Below are 22865 nucleotides of genomic sequence, written 5' to 3' on the forward strand. Positions count from 1 at the left end.
TCATGACCTTCTCGCTCAACCCGTTCCGCCGCCCGCGCTGGCGCACCCTGGTCCTGCTCGCCCTGCTGCTGGCCTCGCTGCTGTGGCCGATCGAGCACCTGGCCACGCGTTACTACCGCGAACGGGTCGCCGAGCAGAGCGCGCAGACCCTCGAGCTGTACGTCGCCAACCTGCGCGGCACCCTGCGCCGCTACGAGGCGCTGCCGCACATCATGGGCGACCTACCGGCGCTGCGCGGCGCCCTGCGCGCGGCGGAGGACGCCGACAGCGTCAACGCCGCCAACCAACTGCTCGAGCGGGTTCGCCGGCAGAGCGGCGCCGACGTGATCTACCTGATGAACCCGGCCGGCCTGACCCTGGCGGCATCCAACTGGAGCGAATACGACGCCTTCGTCGGGCGCAACTTCGCCTTCCGCCCGTACTTCCGCGAGGCGCTGGCCGGGCGTCCCGCGCAGTTCTTCGGCCTCGGCACCACCTCCGGCAAGCGCGGCTACTACTTCGCCACCGCGGTGCGCGACGGCCACGAAGTACTCGGCGTGCTGGTGGTCAAGGTCGACCTCGACCACACCGAGACCCTGCTCGGCTCGACCCCCGAGCAGCTGCTGGTGACCGACGCCCAGGGCGTGGTGATCCTCACCTCGCGCCCGGAGTGGCGCTTTCGCGCCACCCGCGAACTGAGCGGCGCCGAGCGCGCCGAGATCGCCGCCAACCTGCCCTACCCGACCCAGCAGCCGCAGCCGCTGGCACTCAGCGACCAGGACTGGCTGCGGCAGAGCCAACTGCTCGCCGAAACCGGCTGGACGGCGAGCATCCTCGCCCCGCGCAGCCTGGTCGAGCGCCCGGTGCAGAGCGTGATGGCGATCGCCGCGGCGACCCTGCTGGCGATCCTGCTGCTGCTCGCCGTGCTGCTGCAGCGCCGCCGCCACCTGCTCGAACGCCTGGCCCTCGACGCCCGCGCCCGCCAGGAGCTGGAGCAGCGCGTCGCCGAGCGCACCGAGGACCTGGTCGCGCTGACCGAGCGTCTCAAGCGGGAGGTACTCGAACGCGAGCAGGCCCAGCAGGAGCTGGTGCGCGCCCAGGACGAAGTGGTCCAGGCCGGCAAGCTCTCCGCACTGGGCACCATGAGCGCGAGCATCAGCCACGAACTCAACCAGCCGCTGGCGGCGATCCGCAGCTACGCCGACAACGCCGGCGTGCTGCTCGACCACGGCCGCGTCGACGACGCCCGCGGCAACCTCAGGCTGATCAGCGAGCTGACCGCGCGCATGGCCTCGATCATCAGTCATCTCAAGGCCTTCGCCCGCCGCGACCGCAAGGCGCCGGAAAGCGTGGCCCTGCAGCCGGCGCTGGACGATGCCCTGGCCCTGCTGGCCAGCCAGCGCCGGGCCCTGCAGGTGGAGCTGCTGCGCGACCTGCCGGAGGCCACCCTGTGGGTGCAGGCCGGCGAGACGCGCCTGCGCCAAGTGCTCGGCAACCTGCTGGCCAACGCCTTCGACGCCCTGAGCGAGAAGGCGCCGCCGCGGCGCCTGTGGATCAGCGCACAGCCCCTCGCCGACGGGCGCATCAGCCTGAGCCTGCGCGACAACGGCCCGGGCTTCACCGCCGAGGCGCTGGCGCGCGCCCGCGAGCCGTTCTTCACCACCAAGACCACCGCCCGCGGCCTCGGCCTCGGCCTGGCCATCTGCGACACGCTGACCCACGCCCTCGGCGGCGAGCTGCTGCTGGCCAACCACCCGCAAGGCGGCGCGCTGGTCACCCTCAACCTGCTGCCGGCCGCCACCGGCATCGGCACCCAGTCCCCGGAGGATTGCCCATGACCATCGTCGCCGCCGAAACCGAAGTGCTGCTGATCGACGACGACCCGCACCTGCGCCAGGCGCTGAGCCAGACCCTCGATCTGGCCGGTCTGCGCGTGCAGGCGCTGGGCGACGCCCGCGGCGTGGCCGTGGCCCTGCCGGCGGACTGGCCGGGGGTGGTGGTCAGCGACATCCGCATGCCCGGCCTCGACGGCCTGCAGCTGCTCGGCCAAGTGCACGACCGCGATGGCGAGCTGCCGGTGATCCTGATCACCGGCCACGGCGACGTGCCGCTGGCGGTGCAGGCGATGCGCGCCGGCGCCTGGGATTTCCTGGAAAAGCCCTTCCCCAGCGACACCCTGCTCGACGGCGTGCGTCGCGCCCTGGCCATGCGACGCCTGGTGCTGGAGAACCGCCAGCTGCGCCAGACCCTGTCCGGCCGCGACGCCCTGGAGGGTCGCCTGATCGGCCTGTCGCCGGGCATCGCGCGCCTGCGCCAGCAGGTCGCCGCGCTGGCGCGCACCAATGCCGACGTGCTGATCCTCGGCGAGACCGGCAGCGGCAAGGAGGTGGTGGCGCGCGCCCTGCACGACCTGTCGGCGCGCCGCGACGGCCCGTTCGTGGCGATCAACGCCGGCGCGCTGGCCGAGTCGGTGGTGGAGAGCGAGCTGTTCGGCCATGAGGCCGGCGCCTTCACCGGCGCCAGCAAGCGGCGCATTGGCAAGTTCGAGTTCGCCAACGGCGGCACCCTGTTCCTCGACGAGATCGAGAGCATGAGCCTCGACGTGCAGGTCAAGCTGCTGCGCCTGTTGCAGGAACGCGCGGTCGAGCGCCTCGGCTCCAACCAGCTGATCCCGCTGGACATCCGGGTGATCGCGGCGACCAAGGAGGACCTGCGCCTGGCCGCCGACCAGGGCCGCTTCCGCGCCGACCTGTACTACCGGCTCAACGTCGCGCCGCTGCGCATCCCTCCGCTGCGCGAGCGCGGCGACGACGTGCTGCTGCTGTTCCGCCACTTCAGCGAGGCGGCGGCCGGCCGGCACGGCCTGCCGCTGCGCGAGGCGGACGCCAGCCAGCGCGCCGCCCTGCTCACCCACGCCTGGCCGGGCAACGTGCGCGAACTGCAGAACGCCGCCGAACGCTTCGCGCTGGGCCTCGACCTGGGCCTTGGCGAAGCGATGATCGCGCTGCCGAGCGACGACAACCTGGCGGCGCGGGTCGAGGCCTTCGAGCGCAGCCTGATCGCCGCCGAGCTGGCCCGCGGTCACGGCTCGTTGCGCAGCCTGGCCGAGGCGCTCGGCGTGCCGCGCAAGACCCTGCACGACAAGCTGCGCAAGCACGGCCTGAGCCTCGGCGAGGCTGGCGGAAATCCGCACGACGACCTCGACTGACCTGGCGGAATTCCGCCAGCCCGCCTGCCGCGAACGCCTCTCCGGCGTTCGCCATGCCACCTCGACCAGCCCCTAGACCAAAGTCGCAGCCACCCCTGCAAGGCCCGCGCCAGAGGCCTTGGCGGTCGCCTGCGGGTGCGCGGCGCATCACATTCCCGGCTGCTGGCATAGCGGTTGCTAAGCTCAAGGTATCCCGCGCTCGACCTGTCCGCAGCGCAAGGCCGGCTTCCCCCCTCCGCCGGTCGTCCGCTGCGGACAGGTCGACGCCCGGGTGACGCCGTTCAAGCAGCGCAATCACAACAACGAGGATGTACCCGCATGTTCAAGCTGACTGCCAAGGCACTCGCCTGTGCCCTCTCGCTCACCATCGCCGGCCTGGCCCAGGCCGCCGAGCCGATCGTGATCAAGTTCTCCCACGTGGTGGCCGAGCACACCCCCAAGGGCCAGGGTGCCCTGCTGTTCAAGCAGCTCGCGGAGGAGCGCCTGGCCGGCAAGGTCAAGGTCGAGGTCTACCCGAACTCCTCGCTGTTCGGTGACGGCAAGGAAATGGAAGCGCTGCTGCTCGGCGACGTACACATCATTGCCCCGTCGCTGGCCAAGTTCGAGCACTACTCCAAGGGCGTGCAGATCTTCGACCTGCCGTTCCTGTTCGACGACATGGCCGCGGTCGACCGCTTCCAGGCCAGCCCCGCCGGCCAGGGTCTGCTGACCTCGATGGAAGACAAGGGCATCACCGGCCTGGGCTACTGGCACAACGGCCTCAAGCAACTGTCGGCCAACAAGCCGCTGTACGAGCCCAAGGACGCCCGCGGCCTGAAGTTCCGCGTGCAGGCCTCGCAGGTGCTCGAGGAGCAGTTCAAGGCGGTGCGCGCCAACCCGCGCAAGATGAGCTTCGCCGAGGTCTACCAGGGCCTGCAGACCGGCGTGGTCAACGGCGCCGAGAACCCCTACTCGAACATCTACTCGCAGAAGATGCACGAGGTGCAGAAGTACATCACCGAGTCCAACCACGGTCTGCTCGACTACATGGTGATCACCAACTCCAAGTTCTGGAACGGCCTGCCGGAAGACGTGCGTAGCGAGCTGCGCAAGATCATGGACGAGGTCAGTGTCGAGGTGAACAAGCAGGCCGAGGCCCTCAACCAGGGCGACAAGCAGCGCATCCTCGACGCCAAGACCACCGAGATCATCACCCTGACCGACGAGCAACGCGCCAAGTGGCGTGACGCGATGAAGCCGGTGTGGAAGAAGTTCGAAGGCGAGATCGGCGCCGATCTGATCAAGGCCGCCGAAGCCGCCAACGCTGCCGACTAAGCTTCAGCCAAGCGATTGGTTCGCCCGCGGGGCGGGCGCCGCCGACAGCCACAGAGCTGCCCGCCGCCCGCCCCGACGCTCTTTCCAGCGGAGATACCTGCCATGAACGCCTTGCGCCTGGTCTGGGATCGTTTCGAGGAAGGCTTCATCGTCTTTCTGCTGACGGCCATGACCCTGGTGACGTTCGTCTACGTCATCCTCAACAACCTGTACACGCTGTTCTACAGCCTGGGCGACCGCTTCGAGGGCGCCAGCGACTTCTTCTTCGCCATCGGCGACGCCATTCTCGATCTGGCCCAGGCGATGACCTGGAGCAACGCGCTGACCAAGGCGCTGTTCGCCTGGCTGATCTTCTTCGGCCTGGCCTACGGCGTGCGCACCGCCGGCCACATCGGCGTCGACGCACTGGTCAAGCTGGCCAGCAAGCCGGTGCAGCGCGTCATCGGCCTGATCGCCTGCACCGCCTGCCTGGCCTACGCCGGCCTGCTCGCGGTGGGCAGCTTCGAGTGGATGCAGACCCTGTTCACCGCCGCCATCGGCGCCGAGGATCTCGGCCACTTCGGCGTCCAGCAGTGGCACATCGGCCTGATCGTGCCGGTCGGCTTCGCCATGGTGTTTATCCGCTTCCTGGAGATCTTCGTGCGCATCCTCAAGAACCAGCAGACCGGCCTGGGCCTGGCCGACGAGGCCGCCGAGGTCATGAAGCTGACCGACCATGAGGAGCTGAACAAATGACCATCCTGTTCCTGTTCCTCGCCCTGTTCGTGCTGATGTTCATCGGCGTGCCGATCGCCGTGTCGCTCGGCCTGGCCGGCTCGGTCACCATCATGCTGTTCAGCCCGGACTCGGTGCGCTCGCTGGCGATCAAGCTGTTCGAGACCTCCGAGCACTACACCCTGCTGGCCATCCCGTTCTTCCTGCTCGCCGGCGCCTTCATGACCACCGGCGGCGTGGCGCGCCGGCTGATCGACTTCGCCAACGCCTGCGTCGGCCACATCCGTGGCGGCCTGGCGATCGGCGCGGTGTTCGCCTGCATGCTGTTCGCCGCCCTGTCCGGCTCCTCGCCGGCCACCGTGGCCGCGGTCGGCTCGATCGCCATCGCCGGGATGGTGCGCTCCGGCTACCCGCAGGCGTTCGGCGCCGGCATCGTCTGCAACGCCGGCACCCTGGGCATCCTCATCCCGCCCTCGGTGGTGATGGTGGTGTACGCCGCGGCCACCGAGACCTCGGTCGGCAAGCTGTTCATGGCCGGCGTGGTGCCGGGCATCCTGCTCGGCGTGGTGCTGATGACGGCGATCTACATCATCGCGGTGAAGAAGAACTTGCCGGCCCTGCCACGCGCCTCCGTGCGCGAGTGGCTGTCCGCCGCGCGCAAGGCGATCTGGGGCCTGCTGCTGATGGTGATCATCCTCGGCGGCATCTACTCGGGCATGTTCACCCCCACCGAGGCGGCCGCCGTGGCGGCGGTGTACTCCGGCTTCGTCGCCCTGTTCGTCTACAAGGACATGAGCCTGCGCGAGTGCCCGAAGGTGATCCTCGAGTCGGGCAAGCTGAGCATCATGCTGATGTTCATCATCGCCAACGCCATGCTGTTCGCCCACGTGCTGACCACCGAGCAGATCCCGCAGACCATCACCTCCTGGGTGATCGACATGGGCCTGTCGCCGTGGATGTTCCTGCTGGTGGTGAACATCGTGCTGCTGGTCGCCGGCGCCTTCATGGAGCCCTCGGCGATCATCCTGATCCTCGCGCCGATCCTGTTCCCGATCGCCGTGCAGCTGGGCATCGATCCGATCCACCTCGGCATCATCATGGTGGTGAACATGGAGATCGGCCTGATCACCCCGCCGGTCGGCCTCAACCTGTTCGTCACCTCGGCGGTCACTGGCATGCCGGTCAGCGCGGTGATCCGCGCCGCCATGCCGTGGCTGATGATGCTGATCGGTTTCCTGGTGATCATCACCTACATCCCGGCGGTCTCGCTGGCGCTGCCCAACTGGCTGGGGATGAGCTGATTCCAGCGTGCGTTTTGGCTTGAAAGGCGTTTGACCCGGCTCTGCCGGGTCTTTTTTTGCCTGCGCGAAGCATCCCGGCAGCCGGCGCAATTGCCACGCCTGTGACGGCCATCACGCGCCCAGCGCGGCAATCCCCCTAAGCTCCGGTCTCCCTCGAGCAAGGACGCTCACCTAATGCCTCGCCGCCTCCTGCGCGCGCTGCACGGCGCCGCCCTGGCCCTGCCCCTTCTGCTGCACTGCACCGCCTGCCTGGCCGACGCCTGCCCGGACTGGTCGCCCGAGCGTGCCGAGCGCGAACTGCACACCCTCGCCACCCAAATCACCCGGTGGGACAGCGCCTATCACCGCGACGGCCAGTCGCTGGTCGACGACGCGCTCTACGATCAGGCGCGCGCCCGTCTCGCCGCGTGGAGCCGCTGCTTTCCGACCGCCGCCCGCGTGCCGGATGCCCTGGCGGCGGCCGCCGGTCCCGTCGAACATCCGGTGGCGCACACCGGCCTGGCCAAGCTCGACGATGTCGCCGCCATGGAGGCCTGGATCGCCGGACAAGGCGACCTGTGGGTGCAGCCCAAGGTCGACGGCGTGGCGGTCAGCCTGGTCTATCAGGATGGCGTGCTGGCGCAGGCGATTAGCCGCGGCGACGGCCGCCACGGCCAGGACTGGACGGCCAACGCCCGGCGGATCGCCGCCATTCCCGCCACGCTGGCCAGCGGCCCCGGCCGCCAGGTGCTGCAGGGCGAGCTGTACTGGCGCCTGCACGGCCACGTGCAGGCCGAGGCCGGCGGCGTTGGGGCGCGCGGCAAGGTCGCAGGCCTGCTGGCCCGTCAGACGCTGAGCGCGGAGGAAGGCAGACGCATCGGCCTGTTCGTCTGGGACTGGCCGGACGGCCCGGCGGAGATGGCCGAGCGCCTGGGCGGTCTGCGCCGGCTGGGTTTCGACAGCCCGGAGTTCACCCATGCGGTCGCCCATGCCGACGACATCGCCCGCTGGCGCGAGCACTGGTATCGCCAGCCGTTGCCGTTCGCCAGCGACGGCCTGGTCATCCGCCACGGTCAGCGGCCGCCGGCCGAGCGCTGGCAGGCGGTGCCGCCGCACTGGGCGGTGGCCTGGAAGTATCCGGCCGAGCAGGCGCTGGCTGCGGTGCGCGCCGTGGAGTTCCGCATCGGCCGCCGCGGGCGGATCACCCCGCTGCTGCATCTCGAGCCGCAGCGGCTGGAGGGCCGGCGCATCGCCCGGGTCAGCGTCGGCTCGCTGGCGCGCTGGCGGGCGCTGGACATCCGCCCCGGCGACCAGGTCGCGGTGCGCCTGGCCGGCCTCACCATCCCGCGCCTGGATGGCGTGGTCTGGCAGACGGACGAACGTGCGGCGCTGGCCGTACCGGACCCGGCGCGCCATCACCCGCTGAGCTGCTGGCAGGCGCAGGAAGCCGGTTGCGCCGGGCAGTTCCATGCCCGCCTGGTCTGGCTCAGCGGCCGCCAGGGACTGGCGCTGGACGGCATCGGCCCGGGCACCTGGCAGACGCTGCAGGACAGCGGCCAGCTGCGCGGCCTGCTCGACTGGCTGAGCCTGGACGAGGCGCAGCTGGGCGCGCTGCCCGGCTTCGGCGCGCAGCGCGCGGCGACGGTGTGGCGCAGCCTGCAGGCGGCCCGGCAGAGACCGTTCGAGCGCTGGCTCAGGGCGCTCGGCCTGCCGTCCAGCGGCAATGCCCGGCTGGCCGTCGACTGGCAGAGCCTGGCGATGCGCAGCGAGGCGGACTGGCAGGCCGCCGGCGCCAGCGTGCGTCAGGCCCGGCAGCTGCAGGCGTTCTTCGCCCACCCCGAGGTGGGTGCGCTGCGCCGCCAGCTGCAGAGCACCGGCGTGGCGGGATTTTAGTAGACGCGGAATTCCTCGTGGCAGGCCTTGCAGGCCTTCTCCACGCGGTCGACCGGCGCGGCCAGGGCGGCGGTCTTGAGCGGCGTCTGGGCGCTGGCGGCGACCAGCGCGGCGGTGCTCGCCTCGAGGTCGCGGGCCAGTTGGTCGAAGCGCTCCTGACGCTGCCAGACCTCGTCGCGGGCGCTGCTGTTCTCCTCGCGCACCTGCGGGAAGTGCTGCCAGGGCTGGCGCGACAGCTGGTCGAGCTTGACCGCGCCCTCGGCAAAGCGCTGCTCGTCGAAGCCGATGCGCCCGCGCAGCATGCCGCCCAGATCCTCGCTGGTATTGAGCATCTGCTTGAACAGGGCCTTGCGCTGGCCCAGCGGCGAGTTGGGGTCGACGCGGTCGCAGGCAGTCAGGGTCAGGCCGCACAGGGTCAGCAACAACAGGGTTCGGGCAATCATGGCAACTCGCGGGTCGGGGGCGGAAACGCGCGACAGTATCCGCGCATCGCCGACGCGGGCCAAGTCCGCCGGGCGGGACGGGTTGCCGCACGCCGCTCGCAGCCACAGCCGGGCGCGGCGCGCACGGAAAACTTGGGCGCCGCGCCACGCACCGCTATAATCGTCGGGCTTTGCGGCCCACGGCCGCACCCGCCTCCCGTCCGAGGGGCGCTGCAGCAGGTCATTGCCGGTCGTCGCACCGGCCACCTGTCAGGCTCGGACGGGCTGTCGCCACGGCATGCACTACGCAGCCGTTCCTGACTTCAACGGCGCCCATTCGCCAATCACGAATGGAGATACGCATGAGCGCTGCTTTTGCCGATTACAAGGTTGCCGACATTGCCCTGGCGGACTGGGGCCGCCGCGAGATCATCATCGCCGAATCCGAGATGCCGGCCCTGATGGGCCTGCGCCGCAAGTACGCCAGCGAACAGCCGCTGGCCGGCGCCAAGATCCTCGGCTGCATCCACATGACCATCCAGACCGCGGTGCTGATCGAGACCCTGGTCGCCCTCGGCGCCGAAGTGCGCTGGTCGTCCTGCAACATCTTCTCCACCCAGGATCAGGCTGCCGCGGCCATCGCCGCCGCCGGCATCCCGGTATTCGCCTGGAAGGGCGAGACCGAGGAAGAGTACGAATGGTGCATCGAGCAGACCATCCTCAAGGACGGCCAGCCGTGGGAAGCCAACATGGTGCTGGACGACGGCGGTGACCTGACCCAGATCCTCCACGAGCGCTACCCGGCGATGCTGGACAAGATCCACGGCGTGACCGAGGAAACCACCACCGGCGTGCACCGCCTGCTCGACATGCTCAAGGCCGGCAGCCTGAAAGTCCCGGCGATCAACGTCAACGACGCGGTGACCAAGAGCAAGAACGACAACAAGTATGGCTGCCGTCACAGCCTCAACGACGCCATCAAGCGCGGCACCGACCACCTGCTGTCCGGCAAGCAGGCGCTGGTGATCGGCTACGGCGACGTGGGCAAGGGCTCGGCGCAGTCGCTGCGCCAGGAAGGCATGATCGTCAAGGTCAGCGAGATCGACCCGATCTGCGCCATGCAGGCGTGCATGGACGGCTTCGAGCTGGTTTCCCCGTACCTGAACGGTGACAACGACGGCAGCGAAGCGAGCATCGACAAGGCGCTGCTGGGCAAGATCGACCTGATCGTCACCACCACCGGCAACGTCAACGTCTGCGACGCCGGCATGCTCAAGGCACTGAAGAAGCGCGCCGTGGTGTGCAACATCGGCCACTTCGACAACGAGATCGACACTGCCTTCATGCGCGCCAACTGGGCCTGGGAAGAGGTCAAGCCGCAGGTGCACAAGATCCACCGCACCGGCAAGGACGGTTTCGATCCGCACAACGACGACTACCTGATCCTGCTGTCCGAAGGCCGCCTGGTGAACCTGGGCAACGCCACCGGCCACCCGAGCCGGATCATGGACGGCTCCTTCGCCAATCAGGTGCTGGCGCAGATCCACCTGTACGGCGCGCGCTTCGCCGATCTGCCGGCCGCCGACAAGGCCGCGCGCATCAGCGTCGAACTGCTGCCCAAGAAGCTCGACGAGGAAGTGGCGCTGGAAATGGTCAAGGGCTTCGGTGGCGTGGTCACCCGCCTGACCGCCAAGCAGGCCGAGTACATCGGCGTCGCTGCCTCCGGCCCGTTCAAGCCGGACAGCTATCGTTACTGATACGACTCCGTAGGGTGGGTTCGGCCGCAGGCCGCAACCCACCGACCGGCCGTCCGGCCGGCAATGGGGATGCCACCGGCATCCCTGGCGGGTTGCGCCGCGCTGCGGCCAGCCCACCCTACGCTCAAGGACCTCATCTATGTCCCAGGAACGCCGCTACAGCTTCGAGTTCTTCCCCACCAAGACCGAAGCCGGGCACGAAAAACTCATGACCGTGGCCCGCCAGTTGGCCGGCTACAACCCCGACTTCTTCTCCTGCACCTACGGCGCCGGTGGCTCGACCCGCGACCGCACCCTGCACACCGTGCTGCAGCTGGACGGCGTGGTGAAGGTGCCCACCGCACCGCACCTGTCCTGCGTCGGCGACAGCAAGACCGAACTGCGCCAGCTGCTCGACACCTACAAGGACGCCGGCATCAAGCGCATCGTCGCCCTGCGCGGCGACCTGCCTTCGGGCATGGGCATGGCCAGCGGCGAGCTGCGCTACGCCAACGAGCTGGTGGAGTTCATCCGCAGCGAAACCGGCGACCACTTCCACATCGAGGTCGCCGCCTATCCGGAAGTGCACCCGCAGGCGCGCAGTTTCGAGGATGATGTGCTCAACTTCGTGCGCAAGGCCCAAGCCGGTGCCGACAGCGCGATCACCCAGTACTTCTTCAACGCCGACTGCTACTTCTATTTTGTGGAACGCGTACGCAAACTGGGTGTCAAAATCCCGATCGTCCCGGGTATCATGCCGATCACCAACTACAGCAAGCTGGCCCGCTTCTCCGACGCCTGCGGCGCCGAGCTGCCGCGCTGGATTCGCAAGCAGCTGGAAGCCTACGGCGACGACCTGGAGAGCATCCAGGCCTTCGGCGAACAGGTGGTGACCGAGATGTGCGAGAAGCTCCTCGCCGGCGGTGCCCCGGGCCTGCACTTCTACACCCTGAACCAGGCCGAACCAAGCCTGGCGATCTGGAACAACCTCAAGCTGCCACGCTGAGGTCGAGCCTTACGGCTCACAATGCTACGGACCTCCGTCCAGACCACCACCCAGCGCAGGGCGGTGGCCGTCGGGCGGGGGCGCAGGTCTGACCTGCGCCCTGTTCGCAGCCGATGATGATGCGCGCGGGATCCACCGGCCAACTGCCGGGCCGATCCCCCCCGAGTCGGCGGGTTGCCGACATGAAACAGGAACCCCGCATGTCCTTTACTTCCCTCGGTCTCTCCGAGGCCCTGGCTCGCGCCGTCGAGGCCGCCGGCTACACCCAGCCGACCCCGGTGCAGCAACGCGCCATTCCCGCCGTCCTGCAGGGCCGCGACCTGATGGTCGCCGCGCAGACTGGCACCGGCAAGACCGGCGGCTTCGCCCTGCCGGTGCTCGAACTGCTGTTTCCGGGCGGCCATCCCGACCGCGAACACCGCCATGCCCCGCGCCAGCCGCGCGTACTGGTACTGACTCCGACCCGCGAGCTGGCCGCCCAGGTGCACGACAGCTTCAAGCTGTACGCCCGCGATGTACCGCTGAAAAGCGCCTGCATCTTCGGTGGCGTCGGCATGAACCCGCAGGTCCAGGCGCTATCCAAGGGCGTCGACGTGCTGGTCGCCTGCCCCGGCCGTCTGCTCGACCTGGCCAACCAGAAGGCCATCGACCTCGGTCACGTGGAAATCCTCGTCCTCGACGAAGCCGACCGCATGCTCGACATGGGTTTCATCCATGACGTGAAGAAGGTGCTCGCCAAGCTGCCGAACAAGCGGCAGAACCTGCTGTTCTCGGCGACCTTCTCCAAGGACATCACCGACCTGGCCGGCAAGCTGCTGCACAACCCCGAGCGCATCGAGGTCACCCCGCCGAACACCACGGTGGAGCGCATCGAGCAGCGCATGTTCCGCATCGGCGCTACCCAGAAGCGCGCCCTGCTCGCCCACCTGGTGACCGTCGGCGCCTGGGAGCAGGTGCTGGTGTTCACCCGCACCAAGCACGGCGCCAACCGCCTGGCCGAGTACCTGTGCAAGCAGGGCCTGCCGGCCGCCGCGATCCATGGCAACAAGAGCCAGAACGCGCGCACCAAGGCACTGGCCGACTTCAAGGCCAATGAAGTGCGCATCCTGGTGGCGACTGACATCGCCGCCCGTGGCCTGGACATCGACCAGCTGCCCCACGTGGTCAACTACGAGCTGCCCAACGTCGAGGAAGACTACGTCCACCGCATCGGTCGTACCGGCCGTGCCGGGCGCAGCGGCGAGGCGGTCTCGCTGGTCTCCCCGGACGAGGACAAGCTGCTCAAGGCCATCGAGCGCCTGACCAAGCAGCGCATTCCCGAAGGCGACATGCTGGGCTTCGACCCCAGCCAGGTGGTCGACAGCGGCCCGAGCGAGAGCGACGATCGTCCGCCGCGCCCGGCCCACGGCCGTGGTCGCAAGGACCTGCCCAACGAGCGCAAGGAGCGTCCGCGCGCCGAACGCAGCGACAAGCCCAAGGGCGACAAGGCCGCCCAGCCCGCACGCAGCGAGCAGAGCGCCAGCAAGCCCCGCGGCGAGCGCCCCGCGCGCAGCGCCGGCGCCGCCGAGCAGACTGGCGACAAGTCACGCAATCGTCGTGGCGGCCAGGGTCAGGAGCAGGGCCGCAGCGAGCGCCGCGGCCCCAAGCCGGCGGCCATCCAGCTGGCCCCCGGTGAGCTGCCGCTGCCGACCCGTCCCGACCGCGACCCGGAAGCCTTCCTCGACGACGAGTACGACAACTTCGGCAACAGCGTCGAGTACGTCAGCCCCTACCAGGGCAAGAACCAGAGCCGCGGCCGCCGTCCGGCAGGCGCCGCTACGGGTACTGGCGCCAGCGCCGGCAAGCCGGCCACCGCAGGAGGCGCACGCCCGGCCGCGGCAGCCCCGCGCAGCAATACCGGCAAGCCGGGCGGCGGACGGCAGAACAACACCGGCGGCAAGAGCCGTGCACCACGTGACATCGGCCAGCGCTCGCGCGACAGCCTGCTGCGCGAGCCGGCCCTGCGCGAACCGGCAGCCGTGCGCAGCCCTCGCGACACCCAGCCGGTAATCGTCCACAAGCCGTCGCGCAGCGACCGCCTGCCGACCGCCGAGCAGCTCGAGCAGCTCGAGCAGGAAAACCGCGCACGCAGCGAGAAGCCGGCCCTGCTCACCCGCAACAAGTAAGCAGCAGCCGCAACGCAAAACGCCGACCCCAGGGTCGGCGTTTTGCTGTCTGCGTGGCCGAGGGCTACAGCTCCTCCTCGTCCTCCTCGTGCATCAACGCCAGGCTGCGCGCCACCAGCAGGGCGATGAACATCACCCCCATCACCGCCTCGGCGCCGGCCAGCAGGCGTGCCGCCGGCGCAATGGCGTGGATGTCGCCATAGCCGACCGTGGTCAGGGTCGCCAGGCTGTAGTAGACGAAATCATCCAGCAGCAGCTTGTCGACGCTGTTGAACGCTCCCGGCACCAGACCACTGACCACCTGAAAGGCGAAAGCAAAGGCCATGCCCAGCTGCAGGTACAGCGCGCACAGACCGTAGAGCAGCTCCTTGGTCACCGGCCGCTCGCCGGTGACCCGGTGGAACAGGGTGGCGCAGAGCAGCAGATAGAAGGCGATCAGACCCAGACCATCGCTCAGCGCCTGCGGCAGCACGATCAGTTGGTCGAGGCCAAGCAGCAGCAGGTTGACCCCTCCGATCCACAACGCCAGCTGCTGGAACAGGCGCTTGTGGCGCAGGGTGTTGATCCCGGCCAGCACCAGGCCGAGCAGGCAGCCCCACTCCAGCCACAGCGGCGGTGCGGGCCAGCCCATCACCAGGGTCAGCAGGACACTGGCGACCAGCAGCAGGCGGAAGCGGTAGCGGAGCAGGATGTCGTTCACACGGGCAATCCAGGCAAGGACAGGTACCGAGTCTGCAGAAGGCGCCCTGCGGCGTCCAGCCAGCAGAAACGCGAACGCCGCCCCGAGAGGCGGCGTTCGGCTGGCGCAGCGAAGCTTACTGACGCACGCCTTCCACCGAGATGATCAGCTCGACTTCCGAGGAGGCCGGGCCGAGGTCCTTCTGGATGGCGAAGTCCTTCAGCTTGAGCTTGGTGCTACCCTCGAAGCCGGCGCGGTAGCCGCCCCACGGGTCCTGGCCTTCGCCGATGAACTTGGCGGCGATCACCACCGGCTTGGTCACGCCGTTGAGGGTCAGGTTGCCGCTGATGTCGGCGGTGCCCTCGCCGGTGGACTTCACGCCGGTGGAGGCGAAGGTCGCGGTCGGGTGCTTGGCGACGTTGAGGAAATCGGCGCTGCGCAGGTGCTTGTCGCGCTCGGCATGGTTGGAGTCGACGCTGGTGGTCTTCAGCTCGACCTGCACCTTGCTCTCCTCCGGCTTGGCGGCGTCGAAGCTGAAGGCACCGTCGAAGTCCTTGAAGGTGCCGTACAGCCAGCTGTAGCCGAGGTGGCTGATCTTGAAGTTGACGAAGGCATGCTGGCCTTCCTTGTCGATCTTGTATTCGGCGGCCATGGCCTGGGCACCGAACAGCAGGGAACCGAGGCTCAGCACCAGCAGGGATTTTTTCAGCATGTTTGGACTCCGTTTCAGTTGCAGGGTCAGTCGCGCTCGCGGCCGAGCATCTGGCTCAGGGTCGCGTCGCGGTCGATGAAATGGTGTTTGAGCGCGGCCAGCGCGTGCAGCGCAGCCATGCCGATCAGCCCCCAGGCCAGCCACAGGTGGACGACGCCGGCGATGTCTTCCTGGCCATCGATGCCGCTCAGCGTCGCCGGCACCGTGAACCAGCCGAATACCTCGATGCCACGGCCGTCGGCGGTGGAGATCAGGTAGCCGGAGAACATCAGGGCGAACAGGCCGAGGTACAGCAGGCCGTGCATCAGTGCGGCACCCTTGCGGGTCAGCGCGCTGTAGCTGGACAGCGCCGGCGGCGGCGGGCTGGCGAAGCGCCAGAGCAGGCGCAGCAGCGTGGCGAGCAGCAGCAGGATACCGATGCTCTTGTGCAGGTCGGGAGCGCGGCGATACCAGCTGCTGTAGTAGTCCAAGCCGACCATCCACAGGCCGAGGCCGAACAGACCGAACACTGCCAGGGCCGAGCCCCAGTGCAGGAGAATGCTGAACAGCCCGTAACGCCGGGCGGAATTGCGCCAGTGCATGAGAAGAGTTCCCGTTAAAACCGTGGAGGCAAGACTAACAACAAACCCATCGATTTAAAGCGGAAATTCTCGGTGATAAGAATTCAAAATGTTGATTGTTAAGCAGGCTCACCAGCCGGCCTCGGAGCGTCGGCACACGACCCGGACTGCCCAGCGCAGGGCGCCAGCGGCTACACTGTGCGCCCTGCCCAACCCAGCCGAGGAGCGCCGCCGATGAGCCGCAACCAGCAATGGATGGAGCGCGACCTTGCCGTGCTCTGGCACCCCTGCACGCAGATGAAGGATCACGAGCAGCTGCCACTGATCCCGATCCGCCGCGGCGAAGGCGTCTGGCTGGAGGACTTCGACGGCAAGCGCTACCTCGATGCGGTCAGCTCCTGGTGGGTCAACGTGTTCGGCCACGCCAATCCGCGCATCGGCGCCCGCATCAAGGCCCAGGTCGACCAGCTCGAGCACGTGATGCTCGCCGGCTTCAGCCATCAGCCGGTGATCGAGCTGTCCGAGCGCCTGGTGGCGATCACCCCGCCGGGGCTCGACCGGGTGTTCTACGCCGACAACGGCTCCTCGGGCATCGAGGTGGCGCTGAAGATGAGCTTCCACTACTGGCGCAACTGCGGCCACGAGGGCAAGAAGCGCTTCGTCACCCTGACCAACAGCTATCACGGCGAAACCGTCGCGGCCATGTCGGTGGGCGACGTGGCGCTGTTCACCGACACCTACAAGCCGCTGCTGCTGGACACCTTCAAGGTGCCCAGCCCGGACTGCTACCACCGCCCCGAAGGGGTCAGCTGGGAGGAGCATTCGCAGACCATGTTCGCCCACATGGAGCAGACCCTGGCCGAGCATCACGGCGAGATCGCCGCGGTGATCGTCGAGCCGCTGATCCAGGGGGCCGGCGGCATGCGCATGTACCATCCCATCTACCTCACTTTGCTGCGCGAGGCCTGCGACCGCCATGGCGTGCATCTGATCGCCGACGAGATCGCCGTCGGCTTCGGCCGCACCGGCACGCTGTTCGCCTGCGAGCAGGCCGGTATCACCCCGGACTTCCTCTGCCTGTCCAAAGCGCTGACCGGCGGCTACCTGCCGATGGCCGCGGTGCTGACTACCGACACCGTCTACCAGGCGTTCTACGCCGACTATGCAACCCTGCGCGCCTTCCTCCACTCGCACACCTACACCGGCAACCCGCTGGCCTGCGCCGCCGCCCTGGCGACCCTCGACATCTTCGCCGAGGACAACGTCATCGAGCGGAACAAGGCCCTCAGCGCGCGCATGGCCAGCGCCACCGCGCATCTGCAGGACCACCCGCACGTCGCCGAGGTTCGCCAGACCGGCATGGCCGTGGCCATCGAGATGGTCGAAGACAAGGCCAGCAAGACCGCCTACCCGTGGCAGCAGCGCCGCGGCCTGGCGGTATACCAGCATGCCCTGGGCCGCGGCGCCCTGCTGCGCCCGCTGGGCAGCGTGGTGTATTTCCTGCCGCCCTACGTGATCACCCCCGAGCAGATCGACTTCCTCGCCGAGGTGGCCACCGAGGGTATCGACCTGGCCACCCGCGCGCGGGTCAGCGTGGCGGTGCCGGCCGGCGCGCCGGCCGAGTTCCGCGATCCGGGATAGCTACCCAGCTGAGCGCACAGCGGCTGGGCGGGTGGCGGGGGTCTCGGCCTCATCCGCAACCCGCCTGCCCGCTGCGCAGCCGCAATGCGCCGGCCCCCTACTGCTGTGCGCAATCAGCGGTTAAGCTTGCCGCCTTCCCCTTGCTGCCTGCCACACACGTCCCATGCGCCTATCCCGTTTCTTTGTCGACCTCCCCCTCTCCCTCGGCCAGCACCCGCTGCCGGAAGCCCAGGCCCACTACATCGGCCGCGTCCTGCGCCTCGCCGTCGGCGATGCCGTGCAGCTGTTCGACGGCAGCGGCCAGGAGTTCGTCGGCGAGCTGGTCGAGGTGGGCAAGAAAAGTGTGCAGGTGGAGCTGCGCGAGCAGTTCGCCGGCCAGACCGAATCGCCGCTGCGCATCCACCTGGGCCAGGGCCTGTCGCGGGGCGAGCGCATGGACTGGGCGATCCAGAAGGCCACCGAACTGGGCGTGGCCGAGATCACCCCGCTGGTCAGCGAGCGCTGCGAAGTGCGCCTGAAGGACGAGCGCGCCGACAAGCGCCTGGCCCACTGGCGGCAGATCGCCATCAGCGCCTGCGAGCAGTGCGGCCGCTCGCGGGTGCCGACGATCAACCCATCGCTCGGCCTGGATGACTGGCTGGCGCAGACCGCCGCCGACCTGAAGCTGGTGCTGCACCCGGTCGCCGAACCGCTAGCCAGCCATGCCCGCCCGGCCTCGCTGGCCTTCCTGATCGGCCCGGAAGGCGGACTGAGCGATGCGGAGGTGCAGCTGGCGCAGCAAGCCGGCTATCACCCCGCCCGCCTCGGCCCGCGCGTGCTACGCACCGAAACCGCTCCGGTGGTGGCGCTCAGCGTGGCCCAGCAGCTGTGGGGCGACTTCTGATCGCTGTCCGCACAAACGAACAGGCCCGCTTGCACGGGCCTGTTCGTTGACGGTAGGCACAGCTCAGATCAGGCCGATGTCCGCCAGCTTCTGCTCCAGCGCCACCAGGTCGGGAATCCGCGCCACAGTACCCTCGACCAGCGCCGAGTCCAGCTCGAGCGCCGCCAGCGGCGCACCGGCCGGCGCCAGGCCAGTGTCGAGCTTCTGCGGGCGCGGGATGCCCTGCACCAGCAGGGCGTAGAACTTCAGGTGCGGCCGACCACCGATGGCGTTGATCACCGCGACGCGGGCGCCCGCGCTGGGAGCCGCTGGCACGGCGCCATTCGAGGCAGTCTCAAAGGACAGCAGCGGCAGACGCAGGTCGCGCCAGACGATGTCGCCCAGATACCAGTCGGGCGTGCCGGGCCGCGGCTCGACCGGGCGCTGGTTGATCAGCTCGGCCAATGCCACACTGGGCAGCAGCAGGCTGCGGTCGGTCAGCGGCAGCAACAGGCTGTTGAGGGTTTGCGGCGATTGGCCGGCAACGGGGGCTTGGCTCATGGCTGACTCCTGATAACGGCGGCGCGGATCACTGGTCGTACTGCTCGGCCAACCGCGCCACCAGCGCTTCGGCCAGCTCGCGCGGCGACGCGCTGAAACTGCTGTAGCCACCCTCGCGCAGGCTGTCGGGCATGCTCGGGCAGGCGCAACTGTCGGCCTGCTGGGTCCAGATCAGCCCCCCCTGGCGACGCACGTAGGCGGCGGCGGCACTGCCGTCGCTGCCCATGCCGCTGAAGGCGATGACCCCGCAGCAGGACGGGAACTGCTGGGCGAGGTTGAGCATCATCTGGTCGATCGACGGACTGTAGGGCTCCGGCCAGGGACGGGCATGCAGCTGCATGCGCCCATCCTCGGCAAACGCCAGTTCCTGGCTGATCGGCGCCACCACCACTTCGCCGCAACGCACCCAGTCGCCATCGCGGGCCAGGTTCACCGGCCACTGGCTGTGGCGCCCGACGGCCTGCGGCAGGCGCTGCTCGAACGAGGCATCGATGTGCTGGGCATAGACCAGGCCCAGCGGCAGGCCGCCGGGCAGGGCATCGAGAAACTCCTTGACCGCCTCCGGACCACCCAGCGAAGCGGCCAGCAGCCAGACCTCGCGGGCCGGCTGGCCAATCGCCAGCCCGGAACTGCTCAGCGAGTCCGGCAGATTGAGGCGGGCCGGACGCTGGGCCTGGTTGAGCAGCATCTCCAGGCTCGGGCCGACCGCCCGGGCCGGATCGCCGACCAGACGTTTGAGCTTGCCGACCAGACGCCGCTCCCAGCGCGGGTAGTGTTCGGAGCTGCGCTCGGGGGCCTGCCCCTCGCCGAACAGCACCGGCGCCGTGGCTTGATCGAGCAGCAGGTCGATCAGCGGCGAGTCCTCCAGCTGGGCCAGGTCGACCAGCCACAGGTCCGGCGTGCAGGCCCGCAACTGCTCCTCATCCAGGCGCTGTGGGTCACTGTTGAGCAGCACCTGATAGCCGTTGGCGAGCAGGGCCTGCTGCAGCACATGGCGCTGCAGCGAAGTATCGGCGATGACCGCAACGCGGCCGCTGCTGCGCTCAGTCATGACGTTGCACCAGTTGCTGGTTGATGTGCTCCAGCAGCAACGCTTCCTGATAGGGCTTGCCGAGGTACTGGTTGACGCCGATGGCCAGCGCACGTTCACGGTGTTTCTCACCGGTTCGCGAAGTGATCATGATGATCGGCAGATCCTTGAGGCGCTCGTCGTGACGCACCAGGGTGGCCACCTCGAAGCCGTCCATGCGCGGCATCTCGATGTCCAGCAGCATCACGTCCGGCAGCACCTCCTGCAGCTGGGCGATGGCGTCGATGCCGTCCTTGGCGGTCACCACGTCCATGCCGTTGCGTTCCAGCAGGCGCGTGGTCACCTTGCGCACGGTGACCGAATCGTCGACCACCATGACCAGCGGCGGGCGCTGCTTGTCGACGCTCTCGGCACCCGGACGGGCGGAGCCGGCATGCCGCGGCAGCTGCTGGGCCTGGCGCGCACGCAGAGTGGCCAGCAGGTCGAGAATCACCACCACCCGGCCATCGCCGAGGATGGTCGCGCCGGAGATGCCATGCACCGCCGAGAACTGCGCGCCGAGGCTCTTCACTACGATCTCGCGCGAACCGGCCAGGCTGTCCACCTGCACTGCCGTGGCGTATTCGGCGGAGCGCACCAGCACCACCGGCAGCGGCAAGCTCTGCCCGGTCAGTTTGGGCCGCTGGCCGTTGTTGAGCAGCTCGCCAAGGTACTTCACCTCGTACTGCTGACCGGCATACTCGAAGCGCGGCGCATCCGGCTGGTAGTAGCCTTCCAGCTCGAACGGCGAGATGCGCACGATACCTTCGACGGTGTTCAGCGGAATGGCGTAGAGGTCCTCGCCGGATAGCACCATCAGCGCGCGGTTGACCGACACGGTGAACGGCAGACGCACCAGGAAGCGCGTCCCCTGCCCGCTGACCGAATCGATGCTGACGCTGCCGCCCAACTGCTTGACCCCGGAGGCCACCACGTCCATGCCGACGCCACGCCCGGAGATCTGGGTGACCTGGGCCGCCGTGGAGAAGCCGGCCTCGAGGATGAACTGCAGCACCTCGTAGTCCGACAACCCGGCATCGGCAGCCATCAGGCCGCGCTCGACGGCCTTCCTGCGCACCGCCGCGATGTTCACCCCGGCACCGTCGTCGGCCAGGGTCAGCAGGATGTCGCCGCCCTCGCGGCTCAGGCTCAGGCGGATGGTGCCGAGATCCGGCTTGCCGGCGGCACGCCGCGCCTCGATGGCTTCGATACCGTGGTCGACGGCATTGCGCAGCATGTGCTCCAGCGGCGCCACCATGCCTTCCAGCACGCTGCGGTCCATCTCGCCTTCGGCGTTCTGCACCACCAGCTCGACCTGCTTGCCCAGCTCACCGGCGACCTGGCGCACGATGCGGCGCAGGCGCGGCACCAGGCGGTCGAACGGCACCATGCGGGTGCGCATCAGACCTTCCTGCAGCTCGGTGTTGACCCGCGCCTGCTGCAGCAGCAGGGTTTCCGCGTCACGGTTGCGCGCGGTCAGGGTTTCCTTGAGGTCGAGCAGGTCGGAGGCAGACTCGAACAGCGCGCGCGACAGTTGCTGCAGCTGCGAGTAGCGATCCATTTCCAGCAGGTCGAAGTCTTCGTAGCCGGCGCGTTCGTTCACCGCCTGGTAGCGCGAGAGGATCTGCGCCTGGGTCTCGATATCCAGACGGCGCAGCTGGTCGCGCACCCGCTCGATGGTCGCTTCCATCTCGCCGAGGGTGAACGCGGTATCGTTGACCTGCTGCTCGATGCGGCCGCGGAAGATCGAGGTCTCACCGGCGAGGTTGACCAGCGCCTCGAGCAGTTCGGCCGGCACCTTGACCAGCTCCTGCGGAGCACGCTGTGCGGCAGCCTCGGCGGCCATCTGCTGGGCACGCTGGACGAACGGCAGCACCTTGTGCGGCGCCACGGCCGAGAGCGGCAGGATGCGCTGCACCAGCGGCTCGACCTGCACCCGCGGAGTCGACGCCAGGCTGAGCGGGCCGGCATCGGCGGGCGCCGCGGTTGCCGGCAACAGCGCGCGCAGTTGCTCGACGCCCGCCATCAGTCCTTCGTAGCCGGCCTGCAGCACCGGCAGCAGGGCATTGCGTGCACTCTCGTCGCCGGCTTCCAGCAGGCTCTCTTCCAGGCTCTGGCTCAACTCCACCAGCGGCTGCTGGCGCGCCAGCTGGGCTCCGCCCTTGAGGGTGTACAGCAGACTGCGCAGATCATCCAGCGGTACCGCAGCACTGCTTTCCCAGCGCCCCAGCGCCCCTTCCAGGGCCTCCAGCTGGTCGCCGGCCTCGTCGAGGAAGATCGACAGCACTTCGCTATCGCTGAGCGCAGGGGTCATGTAGGCGCCCTGATGCTCCAGATCGGCCGCTGGAGCCTGCGACGGCGCGGTGGGTGCCGGTGCTTGTTCTGCAATGTCTGCAACCGGCTCGGCCTCTGCGGCGGGCTCGGTGGCAGCGAAGGCCTCAATCTGGCGGGCATCAGTGCCGAGCTGAGCCTGCTGGCGGAAACGACGGATCAACTCGATCTGCTGCGCACCGTCAGGCAGCGCGTCACCGCTGCGCAGGGCCTCGAGCATCATTGCCAGACGATCGTGGCAGTCGTGCAGCACACCGAACAGTGAGTTTTCAGCCTGTAGCCGGCCGTCGCCAAGACCTTCGTAGAGATATTCCAGTTCATGGGCCAGATCGCCGATTTCGCCGATCTCGGCCATCCGCGCGCCCCCCTTGAGGGTGTGCAGATCGCGCTGCAGGGCATCTAGGCCCGGCCCCTTGGCACCGGCCTCGAGCCAGCGCTGCAGGGCCTCGCCTGCCGACTCGAGGATGTCGAAGCCTTCCTCGAGGAAGATCTCCACCAGCTCGGGATCGCGCTCGGCCACTAGGCTGTCCGCCATCGCCGCCTGGGGCGCGTAACCCTGGGCCTGCGGCGCTGGGGTCGGCGTGTTGAATGTGGCAGCGGCGACTGGTGCCGACGGGACCTGCAACGGTGCATCCGGCGCGTCGAGCAACAACTCCGGCCAAGCGTTTGCGGCAGTCTCGGGCGCGGCTTCGGCTTCGGCTTCGGCTTCGGCTTCGGCTTCGGCTTCGGCTTC

At 68.7% G+C, this 22865-nt stretch carries 18 protein-coding genes and 1 riboswitch; of the genes, 11 read left to right on the forward strand and 7 right to left on the reverse strand.

From position 1 onward, the window contains the following. Nucleotides 1-2: 2 nt before the first annotated feature. The 6 genes from BMZ19_RS06775 (at nt 3) to ligB (ending at nt 8388) form a co-directional block, all read left to right on the forward strand. Nucleotides 3-1817 (forward strand): sensor histidine kinase, encoded by a 1815-nt coding sequence (locus tag BMZ19_RS06775; RefSeq protein ID WP_090309185.1) that lies wholly within the window; start codon nt 3-5, stop codon nt 1815-1817. After that, on the forward strand, nt 1814-3187 hold the full coding sequence (locus tag BMZ19_RS06780) for a sigma-54-dependent transcriptional regulator (RefSeq protein WP_090308788.1): 1374 nt from the start codon (nt 1814-1816) through the stop codon (nt 3185-3187). Before BMZ19_RS06775 ends, BMZ19_RS06780 begins: the two co-directional genes overlap by 4 nt. A 318-nt stretch (nt 3188-3505) precedes the next feature. After that, nucleotides 3506-4501, forward strand: a complete 996-nt coding sequence (gene dctP, locus BMZ19_RS06785; RefSeq protein ID WP_090308791.1) for a C4-dicarboxylate TRAP substrate-binding protein DctP — start codon at nt 3506-3508, stop codon at nt 4499-4501. Nucleotides 4502-4603: 102 nt separating this feature from the next. Further along, on the forward strand, nt 4604-5236 hold the full coding sequence (locus BMZ19_RS06790; RefSeq protein ID WP_090308794.1) for a TRAP transporter small permease: 633 nt from the start codon (nt 4604-4606) through the stop codon (nt 5234-5236). Continuing rightward, nucleotides 5233-6516, forward strand: a complete 1284-nt coding sequence (gene dctM, locus BMZ19_RS06795) for a C4-dicarboxylate TRAP transporter large permease protein DctM (RefSeq protein ID WP_090308796.1) — start codon at nt 5233-5235, stop codon at nt 6514-6516. The genes BMZ19_RS06790 and dctM overlap by 4 nt, the downstream gene beginning before the upstream one ends. Before the next feature lie 174 nt (nt 6517-6690). After that, nucleotides 6691-8388, forward strand: coding sequence for an NAD-dependent DNA ligase LigB (gene ligB, locus BMZ19_RS06800; RefSeq protein ID WP_090308800.1), 1698 nt, complete (start codon nt 6691-6693; stop codon nt 8386-8388). On the opposite strand, the gene BMZ19_RS06805 is transcribed toward ligB, so the two are convergent. Then, nucleotides 8385-8831 carry a c-type cytochrome gene (locus BMZ19_RS06805; protein ID WP_090308802.1) on the reverse strand — a complete coding sequence of 149 codons (447 nt, stop codon included), beginning with the start codon at nt 8829-8831 and terminating at the stop codon, nt 8385-8387. The two genes, ligB and BMZ19_RS06805, sit on opposite strands and share 4 nt — an antisense overlap. A gap of 196 nt (nt 8832-9027) precedes the next feature. Next, nucleotides 9028-9152: riboswitch (S-adenosyl-L-homocysteine riboswitch) on the forward strand. 8 nt (nt 9153-9160) lie between these two features. Here BMZ19_RS06805 and ahcY point away from each other — a divergent pair. The 3 genes from ahcY to rhlE2 all read left to right on the forward strand — a co-directional run bounded on the left by ahcY (nt 9161) and on the right by rhlE2 (nt 13717). Further along, on the forward strand, nt 9161-10567 hold the full coding sequence (gene ahcY, locus BMZ19_RS06810; protein WP_090308806.1) for an adenosylhomocysteinase: 1407 nt from the start codon (nt 9161-9163) through the stop codon (nt 10565-10567). Between the two features lie 139 nt (nt 10568-10706). Then, a complete protein-coding gene (gene metF, locus BMZ19_RS06815) occupies nt 10707-11552 on the forward strand; it encodes a methylenetetrahydrofolate reductase [NAD(P)H] (RefSeq protein ID WP_090308808.1) in 846 nt (281 codons plus the stop codon). Nucleotides 11553-11752: 200 nt separating this feature from the next. Next, the gene (gene rhlE2, locus BMZ19_RS06820; RefSeq protein WP_090308811.1) at nt 11753-13717 is read left to right on the forward strand and encodes an RNA helicase RhlE2; all 1965 of its coding nucleotides are present in this window, start codon (nt 11753-11755) and stop codon (nt 13715-13717) included. Nucleotides 13718-13781: 64 nt separating this feature from the next. On the opposite strand, the gene BMZ19_RS22335 is transcribed toward rhlE2, so the two are convergent. The 3 genes from BMZ19_RS22335 to BMZ19_RS06835 form a co-directional block, all read right to left on the reverse strand. After that, entirely contained in the window at nt 13782-14417 is a 636-nt protein-coding gene (locus tag BMZ19_RS22335; protein WP_170847714.1) for a potassium channel family protein, read from the reverse strand. 115 nt (nt 14418-14532) lie between these two features. After that, nucleotides 14533-15108, reverse strand: a complete 576-nt coding sequence (locus BMZ19_RS06830) for a YceI family protein (RefSeq protein WP_090308815.1) — start codon at nt 15106-15108, stop codon at nt 14533-14535. Nucleotides 15109-15134: 26 nt separating this feature from the next. Next, complete coding sequence (locus BMZ19_RS06835; RefSeq protein WP_090308818.1) at nt 15135-15689, reverse strand: cytochrome b; 555 nt, start codon at nt 15687-15689, stop codon at nt 15135-15137. Between the two features lie 213 nt (nt 15690-15902). Here BMZ19_RS06835 and BMZ19_RS06840 point away from each other — a divergent pair, with 213 nt between their 5' ends. Both BMZ19_RS06840 and BMZ19_RS06845 read left to right on the forward strand, forming a co-directional pair. Beyond that, nucleotides 15903-17309, forward strand: coding sequence for an adenosylmethionine--8-amino-7-oxononanoate transaminase (locus tag BMZ19_RS06840; RefSeq protein ID WP_090308820.1), 1407 nt, complete (start codon nt 15903-15905; stop codon nt 17307-17309). Nucleotides 17310-17472: 163 nt separating this feature from the next. Continuing rightward, the gene (locus BMZ19_RS06845; protein WP_090308823.1) at nt 17473-18192 is read left to right on the forward strand and encodes a 16S rRNA (uracil(1498)-N(3))-methyltransferase; all 720 of its coding nucleotides are present in this window, start codon (nt 17473-17475) and stop codon (nt 18190-18192) included. Between the two features lie 63 nt (nt 18193-18255). Here the strand turns inward: BMZ19_RS06845 and BMZ19_RS06850 are convergent, their stop codons facing one another. The 3 genes from BMZ19_RS06850 to BMZ19_RS22515 all read right to left on the reverse strand — a co-directional run. Next, the gene (locus tag BMZ19_RS06850) at nt 18256-18732 is read right to left on the reverse strand and encodes a chemotaxis protein CheW (RefSeq protein ID WP_090308825.1); all 477 of its coding nucleotides are present in this window, start codon (nt 18730-18732) and stop codon (nt 18256-18258) included. A 28-nt stretch (nt 18733-18760) separates the two neighbouring features. Then, nucleotides 18761-19783, reverse strand: a complete 1023-nt coding sequence (locus BMZ19_RS06855) for a chemotaxis protein CheB (protein WP_090308828.1) — start codon at nt 19781-19783, stop codon at nt 18761-18763. Next, nucleotides 19776-22865: hybrid sensor histidine kinase/response regulator (locus BMZ19_RS22515; protein ID WP_139214643.1), on the reverse strand; the 3090-nt coding region annotated here is incomplete at its 5' end. The genes BMZ19_RS06855 and BMZ19_RS22515, both read right to left, overlap by 8 nt.

Source organism: Pseudomonas linyingensis, assembly GCF_900109175.1.
In the GTDB taxonomy this organism is placed as follows: domain Bacteria; phylum Pseudomonadota; class Gammaproteobacteria; order Pseudomonadales; family Pseudomonadaceae; genus Geopseudomonas; species Geopseudomonas linyingensis.

Coding starts and splice junctions, on each gene's coding strand:
- BMZ19_RS06775 (WP_090309185.1), top strand. CDS start 3: ATGACCTTCTCGCTCAACCCGTTCCGCCGCCCGCGCTGGCGCACCCTG.
- BMZ19_RS06780 (WP_090308788.1), top strand. CDS start 1,814: ATGACCATCGTCGCCGCCGAAACCGAAGTGCTGCTGATCGACGACGAC.
- dctP (WP_090308791.1), top strand. CDS start 3,506: ATGTTCAAGCTGACTGCCAAGGCACTCGCCTGTGCCCTCTCGCTCACC.
- BMZ19_RS06790 (WP_090308794.1), top strand. CDS start 4,604: ATGAACGCCTTGCGCCTGGTCTGGGATCGTTTCGAGGAAGGCTTCATC.
- dctM (WP_090308796.1), top strand. CDS start 5,233: ATGACCATCCTGTTCCTGTTCCTCGCCCTGTTCGTGCTGATGTTCATC.
- ligB (WP_090308800.1), top strand. CDS start 6,691: ATGCCTCGCCGCCTCCTGCGCGCGCTGCACGGCGCCGCCCTGGCCCTG.
- BMZ19_RS06805 (WP_090308802.1), bottom strand. CDS start 8,831: ATGATTGCCCGAACCCTGTTGTTGCTGACCCTGTGCGGCCTGACCCTG.
- ahcY (WP_090308806.1), top strand. CDS start 9,161: ATGGAGATACGCATGAGCGCTGCTTTTGCCGATTACAAGGTTGCCGAC.
- metF (WP_090308808.1), top strand. CDS start 10,707: ATGTCCCAGGAACGCCGCTACAGCTTCGAGTTCTTCCCCACCAAGACC.
- rhlE2 (WP_090308811.1), top strand. CDS start 11,753: ATGTCCTTTACTTCCCTCGGTCTCTCCGAGGCCCTGGCTCGCGCCGTC.
- BMZ19_RS06830 (WP_090308815.1), bottom strand. CDS start 15,108: ATGCTGAAAAAATCCCTGCTGGTGCTGAGCCTCGGTTCCCTGCTGTTC.
- BMZ19_RS06835 (WP_090308818.1), bottom strand. CDS start 15,689: ATGCACTGGCGCAATTCCGCCCGGCGTTACGGGCTGTTCAGCATTCTC.
- BMZ19_RS06840 (WP_090308820.1), top strand. CDS start 15,903: ATGAGCCGCAACCAGCAATGGATGGAGCGCGACCTTGCCGTGCTCTGG.
- BMZ19_RS06845 (WP_090308823.1), top strand. CDS start 17,473: ATGCGCCTATCCCGTTTCTTTGTCGACCTCCCCCTCTCCCTCGGCCAG.
- BMZ19_RS06850 (WP_090308825.1), bottom strand. CDS start 18,732: ATGAGCCAAGCCCCCGTTGCCGGCCAATCGCCGCAAACCCTCAACAGC.
- BMZ19_RS06855 (WP_090308828.1), bottom strand. CDS start 19,783: ATGACTGAGCGCAGCAGCGGCCGCGTTGCGGTCATCGCCGATACTTCG.